The following is a 13844-nucleotide window of genomic DNA, read 5'->3' on the forward strand; positions in this document are numbered from 1 at the left end:
ATAACATTTATTGTACCACTTTGGTAAAAAAGAAAGTATTTTAAATCCATTCGATTTCAGCATAGTGCATACTTTTTTTATCTATTCCCTGAAAAGCGTAGTTATCCCTAGAAAGTTTTTCGTATTTCATATTATAATGAATAAGTATTCATTATTTTATAAAGGGGTGCTTTATAATGAAATTTCGCTTTACTGCTTTTCAACCAACTGGGGAAGTCATTTTAGATGAAGATTGGGAATTCGAAAACGATCATGAAGCTAAAACAGCAGGTGCTGAAAAAATCGCCTCACTTGAATTAAGTGAAGCTACACATCGCTTAGTCAATTCAAAAGGAAAACTCATTCTTTTCCATTCGTAAAATAAAGAATAGGAAACCACGAATATGTGTGGTATTCCTATTCTTTTCTATTCCCCTTTAAAGTTTGGTTTACGCTTCTCTACAAATGCGCGAATACCTTCCATATGATCTTTTGTATCTCGCATTTTCTTCTGACCTTCTGTCTCTTTCAACAAAATCGATTCGAGCTCTGGTAAGCGACGTTCGTTTAGAATCTTTTTCGTCTCAATCATCGCTTTTAGTGGCGCATGTGAAAAACGTTGCACCATAGATTGTACAAATTCATCCACAGCACCCTCTGCTACAATTTCATCTACAAGACCAATTTTCTGTGCTTTTGTACCGCTCATAACTTCTCCTGCCCAAATAGCTTGCTTTGCTTTCACATTTCCCAAACGCTCCTGCATGAAGAAATGCCCACCACCATCTGGAATTAACCCAATACCAATGAAGTTCATCGCAATTTTAGCTGTTTCCTCAGCGATGACATAATCTGCTGCGAGCGCCGTACTCAACCCAAGCCCTGCTGCTGCCCCGTGGACTTGAGCAATGACAATCTTCGGTAATGTATATAATAAACGCGTATAACGCGCTACAAGCGTCATAGCGTCTTCCAAATCTAAATCACCTTGAATCATTCCTTTAATATCTCCACCTGATGAAAAGGCCTTTCCCTGTCCCTTTAAAATAACGACCTGAATTTCATGTTGATGATGAAGCTCCTCAAAACAATCACCTAATTCTTTCATCATTTCTAAATTAATTGCATTCATCGATGTTGGTCGATTCAATGTAATCGTTGCAACACGCCCTACCTGTTCAAAAAGAATTGTTTTTTCTGTCATATGGACACCCCTTATATTATGAATGGTCATTCATTATTAATATTCGTGAAAAATCTGAAAAGTCCTTTATTTCTTTTTGTTACGAACATTTATACGAATGAAAAAAACGTATTTTAACACTTTACTACACTAATGGATAAGAACTTTTAATGTTTACGGAAACCCCTAAACCTTACACCTTCAATATTGTAAGCGTTTTACTTTTACTCTCTGATACAATTTCAAAGCTTTCATTGTCCTCTCTAAAAGAACGAACATTTAAATGATTAATAATTAAAAATGTTCGTTTTAATTCTTTTTAAAGGTCTTAAAAAAGGTTATTTTTAATAATTTTCAAAATTACCGTTGACATTCCTTAACATTAGCTTTAATATAGATTTAAATTCAAATCACGCACAAATATGATGACGAAGACATGCTTATGATTTTTGAAAATCCCACAGCGAGCTGATGGTCGGTGCAAATCAGCGATTTCATGCATAAGTTCCACTTCTGAATAGGTATTCTGAACATCCAAAAGTAGGTTTACCCGGCACATGCACGTTACGCATATAGATAAGACTGTCCTCTTTGTATGGACAGTAAATTAGGGTGGTACCGCGTTACTAAATGTATACATTTAGCCTTTCGTCCCTTGCAATTTTTTTGCAGGGATGGAAGGCTTTTTATTTTTTCAAAAACGAAAGGGGAAATTTCATTATGTTAACAGATTATCAATTATTACGTATTCCAGGACCAACACCAATCCCACCGAGTGTAGAAAGAGCGATGACAAAACCGATGATCGGGCACCGTGGTAGCGAGACTAGTCAGATGATTCAAAATATTAAGTCAAAACTGAAAAAAGTATTCGGAACAGAGCAAGATGTCATGATGTTAACAGGTAGTGGCACTTCTTGTTTAGAAGCTGCAATCGTCAATGTTGTACATCCAGGTGACAAGGTACTTGTCGTTGCAACTGGGGTATTCGGAAACCGTTTCACAAAAATTTGTGAAGCATACCAAATCGATGTAGAGGAGTTCCACGTTGAATGGGGTACAGCACTTGACCCAGAGGCTGTAAAAGCACATGTTCAAGCAAACCCAGAAATTAAAGCCGTATTCTCTACTTACTGTGAAACATCTACAGGTGTCTTAAATCCTGTTGGTCGTTTAGCACAAGCGGTACATGAAGTATCTGAAGCACTTGTCATCATTGATGGTGTATCTTGTATGGCGGGTGTTGAAACGAAGATGGATGAATGGGGATTAGATATTGTTGTAACAGGTGCTCAAAAAGCATTAATGTTACCAGCTGGTCTTGGCTTTGTAGCTGCAAGCGAACGCGCTTGGAAAGTGATCGAATCAAATCCAAAACGCGGTTTCTACTTAGACTTAACAAAATACCGCGATAACTTAGCAAAAGATACGACACCATTTACACCTGCTCTATCTCTACTATTCGGCTTAGAGCAAGTTCTTGAAAATTTAGAAACAGAAGGTCTTGAAAATGTCTATGCACGTCACCGCTTAATGCGCGATATGACACGTGCTGCTTTCAAAGCACTAGATGTTCCACTATTCACGAAAGATGAAGATGGTTCTCCAACTGTAACATCTTTAAAACCAACTGACTTCGATGCAGAAGCATTCCGTAAAGAAATCAAAGGAAGCTTCAATCTAACAGTTGCTGGTGGACAAGCTGACTTAAAGGGTAAAATTTTCCGCGTTGGTCACATGGGTTACTGCGCACCAACTGACGTACTTCAATATTTAGCTGCAATGGAAATTGCATTAGTAAAAGTAGGTAAGAAAATTCAATTAGGTGCTGGTGTGGCTGCTGCACAGCAAGTATATCTTGAACAAACACAACAACGTGAATTAGAAGGAGCGAAATAATCATGGCAATTAATATTTTAATTAGCGATCCACTAAGCGAAGATGGGATTTACCCTCTTCGCCAAGAACAAGAATTAGATTTAAATATCGTTAGTAATACAGGTTTAGCACCTGAAGAACTAAAAGCAATCATCAAAGACTTCGACGTACTACTTGTTCGTTCTCAAACGAAAGTAACGCGCGAAATTATTGAAGCTGCTGACAATTTAAAATTAATTGGTCGTGCTGGTGTTGGTGTTGATAATATCGACTTAGAAGCTGCAACAGAAAAGGGGATTATCGTTGTCAACGCTCCAGACGGTAATACAAACTCTGCTGCTGAACATACAACAGCAATGATTATGGCACTAGCTCGTCATATTCCACATGCTTACCAATCTTTAATGGAAGGTCGCTGGGATCGTAAAAAATTCGTTGGTGTTGAATTAAAGAATAAAACACTTGGTGTTGTCGGTTTTGGTCGTATTGGTCAAGAAGTGGCTCATCGCGCAAAAGGTAACCGTATGAACGTCATCGCTTATGACCCATTCTTAACAGCTGAAAAGGCAGAAAAAGCGGGTGTTGATTACGGTTCTGTAGAAGATGTCGCAAAAGTGGCTGACTTCATCACAGTCCACACACCATTACTTGATTCTACACGTCATATGATTAACGAAAATATTTTTAATATTATGAAAGATGGCGTACGTATCATCAACTGTGCACGCGGTGGAATCATTGATGAAGAAGCTCTTTATGCAGCAATCGAGTCTGGTAAAGTAGCTGGCGCAGCACTTGACGTAATGGAAGAAGAACCTTTCGTAGGAAACAAATTATTAGACTTGCCACAAGTCATTGCAACACCTCACTTAGGTGCTTCTACAATTGAAGCACAAGAGTCAGTTGCAGTAGATGTAAGTAACGATATTTTAAGTTACTTCAAACATGGTACAGTTTTAAATCCTGTGAACATGCCATCTGTTCCTAAAGATATGGTCGCAAAAGTAGAACCATTCTTCGAACTAGGCGATAAAATTGGTAAATTAGTTTCTCATTTAACAGACGAACCAATTAACGAAGTCAATATCTATTACTCTGGTGATTTAGCAAACTTCGATGTTCGTCCATTAACGAATAATACAGTAAAAGGAATTTTAACGCGTAACTTAGGTAATCACGTAAATAACGTAAACGCACGTTACCTAGCGGATCGTAATGATATTAAAATTAACGAGCATAAATCAACACGTGCAAAAGCATTCTTAAACTCAATTACAGTTGAGTTAGTAACAAACAATACAACACATAAAGTAAAGGGTACGCTACTTGCTGGACTTGGCGCACGTATTGTACAAATTGATGACTATAATGTAGATATTAATCCAGAAGGACATATCTTATTCATTAAACATACAGATAAACCAGGTGCAATCGGTTTAGTTGGTACACTACTTGCAGATCAAAATATTAATATCGCAACGATGCAAGTTGGACGTGCAATTGAAGGTGGGGATGCCATCATGGTACTTTCAGTTGACCACGTAGTTGAATATGTTGACTTCTTAAAACAACAAAAAAATATTTTCGAAGTAAAAGCAATTACACTATAAATCATTTTCACAAAGGTAATGAGAGGAGACGCAATAACGCGCCTCCTCTTTTTGTACGAATAAAAAGGATTACGCATAGGCGCAACCCTTTTATGATTGTTTCATTTTATATAGACATACTGCAATTGTAAGTAATAAAGATACAAAGACAATACGTTTCTTTTTACGACTTCGATTCATATTTCTTCCAATTCCTCCTCATGTCATTATAGAACGTGACACAAAAAAGAAAGTTTCCATTAAGCTTCAATAATTGCTTTTAATTCACGCAAGTTCTGAATTTCATATGTAGGAATAACCGTATCAGAAGGTGCTTTATGTTCGCGATTAATCCATACATTCTTCATATCGATACGTGATGAACCTAAAATATCAGTCATTAAATTATCGCCAACCATAATTCCTTCTTTTGCTGAAATATCGGCTTTTTCTAATACATATTCAAAAATAGAAGCATCTGGCTTTCCTTTACCAAAATCACCTGAAATAATAATATGATCAAAATATGGAACTAACTCAGGTGTGATTTCTAATTTTGTATTTTGTAGACTTGGCGCACCATTTGTTAATAATACTAATTGGTATTTGCCTTTTAATTGCTCTAATACTTCAAACGTTTCCTCATATACAAAAGGACTTCTTTTACGCGCTTCAATAAAATATTCACCTAACATCTCACCAAGCTGCTCATCTTCAATACCATATGCTTTTAATCCTTGTGTCCAAGCATCTTTACGATATTGGGGTACAATTGTTTTCATCTTTTGGAATGAAGGTGTTGGATCGTCGAATGTTCCCCACATTCCTTCGAAGGGATTGATACCAATCATTTGTGTGTAATCGTAGACTTCATAACTTGCGTATAATTTTCTCGCTGCCGCACGAACAGCCGCTTCTAACTCCTGAACATCCACTTCTCCATCCACATGTTTTGCTGCTTCTTCACATGTTAAACGAAAAGCTTCTGCAATACTTTTTTGATCCCATAATAGCGTATCATCTAAATCAAAAATAACTGTTGTAATCGTCATATTAACGCCCCTATATCATTCATTTTTCTCTCTTTATTGTACTATATTTTACAATACAAACGACATGAATTCAGAAAATTACAATAGATTTTTATGAATAAAATTAAAAAAACGAACGAAAAACGTAACATTCAAACTAATGAATAACGTTTTCGTTCGTTTAGGCATTAATAATCAATAATATGTCCTTTTTCTGTTTCAGTTTTCCACACTTGGATTTGTTCGTCCGTTCCAAATACGTAGTGACCTGGGTAAACTTCATGCGTCGTTTGAGCAGCACTTATCCCTTCTTGTATATAAGGAATTCTTATTCTTTTTGCTTCGGATATTGGATCTGGTAATGGGATTGCTGACAGTAAAGATTTTGTATAGGGATGGATTGGATGATTGTAAATGGCATCGGCATCGCCAAGTTCAACAATCTTTCCATGATGCATGACAGCGATTCGATCGCTAATATATTTCACCATTGATAAATCATGTGCAATAAATAAAAAGGTTAAATTGCGTTCTTTTTGTAATTTTTTTAAGAGGTTCACGACTTGTGCTTGAATCGATACATCAAGTGCTGAGATGGGTTCATCTGCGATAATAAAGCTCGGATCTAAACTGAGTGCGCGTGCGATCCCAATACGCTGGCGCTGACCACCTGAGAATTCATGTGCATAACGCCCTGCATGCTCACGATTCAAACCTACTGCTTCGAGTAATTGACCAATAACTTCTTTACGCTTCTTTTTATCTTTATGCATACCATGAATATCAAAACCTTCTGCGATAATCTCGCCGGCTGTCATACGTGGATTGAGTGATGCATACGGATCTTGGAAAATCATTTGCATCTCTTTATTAAACGCCATCTGTGATTGTCGATTTTTTCGCCCATGTACATTCTCATCGCGAAATCGTACTTCGCCACCTGTAATATCATATAGACGAATAATCGAGCGCCCTGTTGTCGATTTTCCAGAACCCGATTCACCAACTAATCCTAGCGTCTCTCCTTCATACACTTCAAAACTAATATCATCGACTGCTTTAACTGTGCCGAAATATTGTTTTAAATTGCGTACCTCTAGAATTTTATTCGCCATCTACTGTTCTCCCTTCTGCAAGTATCCATCAATTCGTTTTTGTACTTCTTCTGGAATCGGAACATTCGGTGCATCAGGATGAAGAAGCCATGTTTTCGCAAAATGAGTTGGCGTTACTTCAAACATCGGCGAATCTTTTTCGTAATCAATTGCCATCGCAAACTCATTACGTGCTGCAAAGGCATCACCTTTTGGTGGATTAATCAAATCTGGTGGTGAACCTGGAATCGTACGTAATAACTCATCTGATTTATTATCTAAATCAGGCATTGAACCGAGTAATCCCCATGTATATGGATGACGTGGGTTATAGAAGATTTCATTCGCTGTACCATACTCAACAATTTGCCCTGCATACATCACTGCCACATAATCTGCCACATTCGCCACAACACCTAAATCATGTGTAATGAAGATAATGGACGTATTACTATTACGCTGAATTTCTTTCATCAATTCAATAATTTGTGCTTGAATCGTTACATCAAGCGCTGTTGTTGGCTCATCTGCAATCAAAAGTTTTGGATCTGCTGCAAGTGCAATCGCAATTACAACACGTTGACGCATACCGCCTGAAAATTCATGAGGATATTGAGAAAAACGCTTTTCAGGATATGGAATTCCTACTTCATCAAGTAATTCAATCGCGCGCTTTTTAGCACCCTCTTTTGAGAAGTTCTTTTTATGTTTTAAAATCACTTCCATGATTTGTTTTCCAACTTTCATCGTTGGATTTAAAGCAGTCATAGGGTCCTGGAAAATCATCGCCATTTCATTGCCGCGTATTTTCGTCATCTCTTTTTCAGTTAACTTGACTAAGTCACGACCATCAAAGAGGATTTCTCCTTCTGCATAAATACCTGGAGGTTGCGGAATGAGCTTCATTAAAGCATTACTCGTTACAGACTTCCCAGAACCTGACTCGCCTACAATTGCTAACGTTTTACCTTTTGCAATTGTAAAGTTCACACCACGTACAGCTTGTACTGTACCTGCATTCGTCTTAAAGTTAATCTTCAAATTTTTGACTTCTAAAATGATTTCATCCATATAAAACACTCCCTTATTTACGTAGTTTTGGATCGAGTGCATCACGCAGTCCATCACCAATGGCATTAAAAGCAAAAATCGTTAGTGAAATAAAAATTGCTGGGAAAATCAGTCTCCAAGGCGCTGTATCAATCGCATTATTACCATCTGATGCCATCGTTCCCCAACTTGCTTGTGGTTGTGGTACACCTAGACCGATATAGCTTAAAAATGACTCTGTAAAAATAGCATTTGGGATTGTTAATGTCATTGTTACGATAATCGCACCGAGAGCATTTGGAATAAGATGTCGCATAATGAGATGTCCTATACTTGCGCCAAGTGTTCTCGCCGCAAGTACATACTCCTGATTTTTAATGGAGAGTACTTCTCCACGTACAATACGCGCCATATTCACCCAACCTGTAATGGAGAGGGCGATAATCATTGGTAACAAACCTGGTTGTAGTACAACAAGTAAGATAATGACAACTAATAAATACGGAACAGCTGTTAAAACGTCTGCAATACGCATCATAATATCATCTACTCGACCACCTACAAGTCCTGAAATTGCACCCCAAGCGACACCGATAATTAAGTCAATGACTGCAGCAGCTAAACCGATAAATAATGAAATACGTGCTCCGTACCAAATACGTGTAAATACGTCACGTCCTAAATCATCTGTTCCAAACCAGTTTTTTGAGCTTGGTGGTTCATTAAACTTCCCTAAAATTTGGTCGTATTTATAGGGTGACAAAATGGGTGCAAAAATCGCCATGAGTGCAATCAAGATAATTATAATTACCCCAATTACAGCCAATTTATTATGAGAAAAGCGAATCCATACTTCTTTCCAAAAGGAAATGGATTTATCAGCTAATTGTTCATTTTTACGTTCGTCGACACCGACGATTTTAAATTTTTCTGGTGGGATTGGTTGCGTCATGATTTTTTCGCTCCTTTCAACTTGATACGAGGATCAATGAATCCGTATAAAATATCAACGATGAGAACACCTAGGAGTAAAATAATCGAATAGAAAACAGTTGTACCCATGATGACTGTATAATCACGGTTTGTAATTGAGGTAACGAAATATTTACCGAGTCCAGGAATTGCAAAAATCTGTTCCACGATAAAACTGCCTGTAATAACTCCGGCAAAAAGAGGTCCTAAATATGTGACAACTGGGAGAAGTGCATTACGGAGGGTGTGTTTGAAGACGGTTGTCCACTTTCCAATCCCTTTGGCGCGAGCCATTTTAACATACTCAGAACTGTTTTGTTCTAACATGCTGGAACGTGTTAATTTTGCGATGAAGCCCATATGTGTAATCGCAATGGAGAGGGCGGGTAAGATGCTATAAGCAAAGCCATTCCATCCGCTGATGGGTAGCCAGCCTGCTTTGAGTCCAATAAAATATTGTAAAAGTCCTGCAAGAATAAAGGACGGGACGGATATACCGAGTACAGCAATGGTCGTACCTAAATAGTCTGGGAATTTATTGTGATAGAGGGCGGTGACGACACCGATTAATACGCCTAAACCAACTGCAAGTAGCATGGCTTCAACGCCGAGTGTGAGTGATACTGGGAAACTTTCTGCAATCATATCATTTGTGGAGCGGTCTTTGTATTTCATGGATTGACCAAAATCAAATTGTGCAGTGGAGATGAGGTAATCTTTGTATTGAATGTACCAGGGGTTATTGAGTCCGTATTCTTCATTCATTGCTTTTTCAATTTCAGGTGGCAAACTTTTTTCGCTTGCGAAAGGACTACCAGGTGCGATACGCATTAGGAAGAATGTGATTGTTACAATAACAAATAGTGCAACAAGAATATAAGCAAACCTTTTCAAAATATATTGAAGCATCTTTCTACCTCCTTCTATTTTTGAATAAAACAAGAGGCTACGCTTAATCGAATCCTCGACTAAGAGTAGCCCTCTTGTGTGAAGCCTAATAAGTGAGGTTCACTTATTATTTTTCAATTTTAACATCTTTTAAGCTGATTTCACCAAGGCGGTTAGGTGCCATGTTTTTAACGAAATCTTTTTCAACCCAAAGGTTTGTGTAGTAGTAGATTGGTGCTACTGGGAACTCAGTCATAAGAATTTTCTCAGCTTTTTTCATAAGCTCTTCACGTTTCGCTTCGTCAGTTTCTTTCGTAGCTTGCGTCATTAGAGATTTGTATTCTTTGTTTTCCCAACCAGTGTCGTTGTTACCGTTCTTAGCAGTGTCATAACGCTCTAAGAATGTGTAAGGATCGTTGTAATCAGCAATCCAACCTAGACGACCTACATCATAATCTAATGAAGAAATCTTATCTAGATATACTTGCCACTCAGCGTTATCAATTTTAACGTTGATACCTAAGTTTTTAGTCCATCCTTCTTGAATGTACTGTGCGATTGCAGCATGTGCTTCAGAAGTGTTGATTGAGATACCGATTGTGATATCTTTTGCATCTTTAATACCTAATTCTTTCATACCTTCAGCAAGAGCTTTTTTAGCGCCTTCTACATCGTTATCTTTGATGTAACCGCGATCTGTTTCAAAGCCTTTGATTGCTTTTGGAACCATACCTAAAGCTGGTGTTTGCTCACCTTTTACAACGTTATCGATTAAACCTTGACGGTCAATTGATAATGTTAAAGCTTTACGGATGTTTTCGTTCTTAGTGAATTTACCTTTTGTATTGAATTTATACTCGTAAATAGCAGCATAGTCTTCAATTTTAAGTGATTTATCTTTTTTGTAACCATCGATTGCATCAAGTGGAACTGTTTGGAATGGAGAACCTAGGAAATCAATGTCACCGCTCTTGAACATACGGTTAGCAGTTGCTTCTGATTCAACCATTTTAATATCTACAGTACTTAGAGATACGTTTTCTTTATCCCAGTACGTGTCGTTCTTTTTAAGAGTAATTGAGTCTGAATGTTTCCAATCAGATAAAGTGAATGGTCCGTTTGATACGTAACCTTTACCGCCTTCAGCTGACCATTTTGCATTTTTCTTAGCTTCTTTTTCATTTACTGGCATTGCAGTGTAGAATGCAGTAATTTCAGTGAAGTAAGGAGTTGGATTTTCTAACTTAACTACTAATGTTTTATCATCTTTTACAGTGATACCAACATCAGAATCTTTACCTTTACCTTCGTTGAATGCTTGAGCACCTTTGATTGGGTATAGGATTGACGCATACTCAGAAGCGTTCTTTGGATCTAATGCATACATCCAAGCGTATTTGAAATCGCCTGCTGTTACAGTGTCACCATTTGACCATTTTGAATCACGTAATGTGAATGTGTAAGTTAATTTGTCATCGCTTACATCAATTTTCTCAGCAGCTGCTGGTTGCACATTACCGTCTTTATCAACGCGAGTTAAACCTTCGAATACTGAACGTAAAATTGCGCCTGATGTACTGTCTGTTGCTTTTTGTGGATTTAAGCTTGGTGGTTCAGATGGAATAACTAAGTTTAGTTGTTCATTTGAATCCTTACCGTTGTCTGAGTCTTTGCCGCCGCTTTCATCTTTGTCTTTACCGCCAAAGCCGCAAGCTGCAAGGACTAGCATTACTGCTGATAATAATACAAGCAGTAGTGACTTTTTCTTCATAAATGAAGCCCCCTTTATTGAAATTATTCTTCCAAGTAGAAAAATAGCTACCTTGTATAGCTATTAATATAATATCAAAATGTATAGAAAATTAAAAACATTATCTTTTAATTTTTCAAAAAAATTAAAATAATTGTAAGTTTCTATTTTTTCTAACATCTATGACCAAGTTGAAAACAAAAAAATACCATTATTTTGAATGCGCTTTTATCCTCAAAAGTAATAAAGTACTTCATCACATTAGATAATTGATTCAATGAAACGAAAATAAAATCCATTATATACCATTTTTAAGTTATCTATTAACTAGTTAATTAAAAAAGTATGTTGGTAATTTATTTTCACATTCTAATGTTTCGCACAACAAAACTTCTCATTTATATTGTAATAATGAGAATATATAGTGAAGAAGTCACTTTTTTTAAAAAGCGACTTCTTACTATTATATTGTTATATTTATGGACGCCATCTCTTTAATTGCTCTTCTGTTCCATAAACAAAATGACCTGGGAATACTTCATGTGTTTTTCCACCTTCGCCTACTTCCTCATGTTCATAAGGAATTCGTACACGTGTCGCTTCTGTTTTTGGATCTGGCAATGGAATAGCTGATAATAATGACTTTGTATATGGGTGTACAGGATGATAGTAAATATCTTCTGCTGTACCTAGTTCAACAATTTTACCACGGCGCATTACAGCGATACGATCACTGATGTATTTCACCATTGATAGATCATGCGCGATAAATAAATATGTTAAATCACGCTCTTTTTGTAATTGCTTTAGTAAGTTTACCACCTGTGCTTGAATTGAAACGTCTAATGCAGAAATTGGTTCATCTGCAATAATAAAGCTAGGGTCTAAGCTTAATGCGCGTGCAATACCGATACGTTGACGTTGACCGCCTGAGAATTCATGTGCATAACGCCCAGCATGTTCGCGATTTAAACCTACTGCCTCTAGTAATTCTCCAATAACTTCTTTACGCTTCTTTTTATCTTTGTGCATGCCATGGATATCAAAACCCTCTGCGATAATCTCGCCTGCTGTCATACGTGGATTTAATGATGCATAAGGATCTTGGAAAATCATTTGCATTTCTTTATTGAATTGTTGTAATTCTTTTTTCGATTTTTTACCATGAATATTTTGACCTTTGAAGATAATTTCTCCACCTGTAATGTCATATAGACGGATAATCGAACGACCTGTTGTTGATTTTCCACAACCTGATTCACCTACAAGACCAAGTGTTTCACCTTTATAAACATCGAAACTAATTCCATCGACTGCTCTAATCGAACCAAAATGTTGTTGTAAATTTTTAACCTCTAAAATTTTCTCAGACATATTGCTCGACCTCCTCACCTAAATAACCTTTAATGCGTTTTGCAACAGCTTCAGGTAATTCTACTTTTGGCGCATCTGGATGTAGTAACCATGTTTTCGCGAAGTGTGTTGGTGATACTTGGAACATTGGTGGCTCTTCTTCATAATCAATTTGCATCGCAAACTCATTTCGTGCTGCAAATGCATCACCTTTTGGTGGATTTGTTAAGTCTGGTGGTGAGCCTGGAATCGTACGTAATAACTCATCTGCATTATTATCTAAATCAGGCATCGAACCAAGTAATCCCCATGTATAAGGATGTTTAGGATTATAGAAAATTTCATTCACTGTACCATATTCTACAATTTGTCCAGCGTACATAACTGCTACACGATCAGCTACATTCGCTACAACACCTAAATCATGCGTGATGAAGATGATTGATGTATTACGCTCTTTTTGAATTTTCTTCATTAATTCAATAATTTGCGCTTGAATTGTTACGTCTAGTGCTGTTGTTGGTTCATCTGCAATAAGTAGTTTTGGTTCTGCTGCTAATGCAATGGCGATTACCACACGCTGACGCATGCCACCAGAAAATTCATGTGGATATTGCGAGAAGCGCTGTTCTGGATAAGGAATCCCGACTTCATCTAATAATTCAATCGCACGTTTTTTTGCTTCTGCACGCGACGTATTTTTATTATGTTTCAGAATAACTTCTGTAATCTGCTTTCCAACTTTCATCGTTGGGTTTAGTGCTGTCATTGGATCTTGGAAAATCATTGCAATGTCATTTCCGCGAATTTTTGACATTTGTTTTTCAGTCAGTGGAATTAAATCACGACCTTCAAACAAAATTTGACCATCTGCATAGATGCCTGGTGGTTGTGGAATCAGTTTCATCAATGCATTACTCGTTACAGATTTCCCTGAACCTGACTCACCTACAATGGCAAGTGTCTCACCTTGTTTCAAATCGAAGTTTACACCACGTACGGCATGTACAAGACCTGCATACGTTTTGAAATTTATTTTTAAATTTTTAACTTCTAAAATGGTTTCAGCCATTTTCC

Annotated in this window: 12 protein-coding genes; 3 read left to right on the top strand and 9 right to left on the bottom strand. The window is 37.2% G+C overall.

Annotated elements, in window-relative coordinates:
• Positions 1-176 precede the first annotated feature (176 nt).
• Complete coding sequence (locus tag QN089_RS12175) at positions 177-359, top strand: YhzD family protein (RefSeq protein WP_068451074.1); 183 nt, start codon at positions 177-179, stop codon at positions 357-359.
• A gap of 47 nt (positions 360-406) precedes the next feature.
• On the opposite strand, the gene QN089_RS12180 is transcribed toward QN089_RS12175, so the two are convergent.
• Positions 407-1183 (bottom strand): enoyl-CoA hydratase, encoded by a 777-nt coding sequence (locus QN089_RS12180; RefSeq protein ID WP_068451071.1) that lies wholly within the window; start codon positions 1181-1183, stop codon positions 407-409.
• A gap of 699 nt (positions 1184-1882) precedes the next feature.
• On the opposite strand from QN089_RS12180, the gene QN089_RS12185 reads away from it, so the two are divergent.
• Both QN089_RS12185 and serA read left to right on the top strand, forming a co-directional pair.
• On the top strand, positions 1883-3061 hold the full coding sequence (locus QN089_RS12185) for a pyridoxal-phosphate-dependent aminotransferase family protein (RefSeq protein ID WP_285215405.1): 1179 nt from the start codon (positions 1883-1885) through the stop codon (positions 3059-3061).
• 2 nt (positions 3062-3063) lie between these two features.
• The gene (gene serA, locus QN089_RS12190) at positions 3064-4650 is read left to right on the top strand and encodes a phosphoglycerate dehydrogenase (protein WP_068451064.1); all 1587 of its coding nucleotides are present in this window, start codon (positions 3064-3066) and stop codon (positions 4648-4650) included.
• A 239-nt stretch (positions 4651-4889) separates the two neighbouring features.
• Here the strand turns inward: serA and QN089_RS12195 are convergent, their stop codons facing one another.
• The 8 genes from QN089_RS12195 to QN089_RS12230 form a co-directional block, all read right to left on the bottom strand.
• Entirely contained in the window at positions 4890-5681 is a 792-nt protein-coding gene (locus tag QN089_RS12195; protein ID WP_285215406.1) for an HAD family hydrolase, read from the bottom strand.
• A 167-nt stretch (positions 5682-5848) separates the two neighbouring features.
• Positions 5849-6775: an ABC transporter ATP-binding protein gene (locus QN089_RS12200; RefSeq protein WP_285215407.1), complete on the bottom strand. Its 927-nt coding sequence runs from the start codon at positions 6773-6775 to the stop codon at positions 5849-5851.
• Complete coding sequence (locus QN089_RS12205) at positions 6776-7825, bottom strand: ABC transporter ATP-binding protein (protein WP_068451055.1); 1050 nt, start codon at positions 7823-7825, stop codon at positions 6776-6778.
• A 13-nt stretch (positions 7826-7838) separates the two neighbouring features.
• Complete coding sequence (locus QN089_RS12210; protein ID WP_285215408.1) at positions 7839-8756, bottom strand: ABC transporter permease; 918 nt, start codon at positions 8754-8756, stop codon at positions 7839-7841.
• Entirely contained in the window at positions 8753-9685 is a 933-nt protein-coding gene (locus tag QN089_RS12215; RefSeq protein WP_068451049.1) for an ABC transporter permease, read from the bottom strand. Before QN089_RS12215 ends, QN089_RS12210 begins: the two co-directional genes overlap by 4 nt.
• Positions 9686-9791: 106 nt before the next feature.
• Complete coding sequence (locus tag QN089_RS12220) at positions 9792-11435, bottom strand: peptide ABC transporter substrate-binding protein (RefSeq protein ID WP_087679939.1); 1644 nt, start codon at positions 11433-11435, stop codon at positions 9792-9794.
• Positions 11436-11891: 456 nt separating this feature from the next.
• Complete coding sequence (locus QN089_RS12225) at positions 11892-12788, bottom strand: ABC transporter ATP-binding protein (RefSeq protein WP_068451045.1); 897 nt, start codon at positions 12786-12788, stop codon at positions 11892-11894.
• On the bottom strand, positions 12781-13839 hold the full coding sequence (locus QN089_RS12230) for an ABC transporter ATP-binding protein (RefSeq protein WP_068451042.1): 1059 nt from the start codon (positions 13837-13839) through the stop codon (positions 12781-12783). Before QN089_RS12230 ends, QN089_RS12225 begins: the two co-directional genes overlap by 8 nt.
• Between the last annotated feature and the right edge of the window lie 5 nt (positions 13840-13844).

The sequence above is a fragment of the Kurthia sp. YJT4 genome, assembly GCF_030219945.1.
In the GTDB taxonomy this organism is placed as follows: domain Bacteria; phylum Bacillota; class Bacilli; order Bacillales_A; family Planococcaceae; genus Kurthia; species Kurthia gibsonii.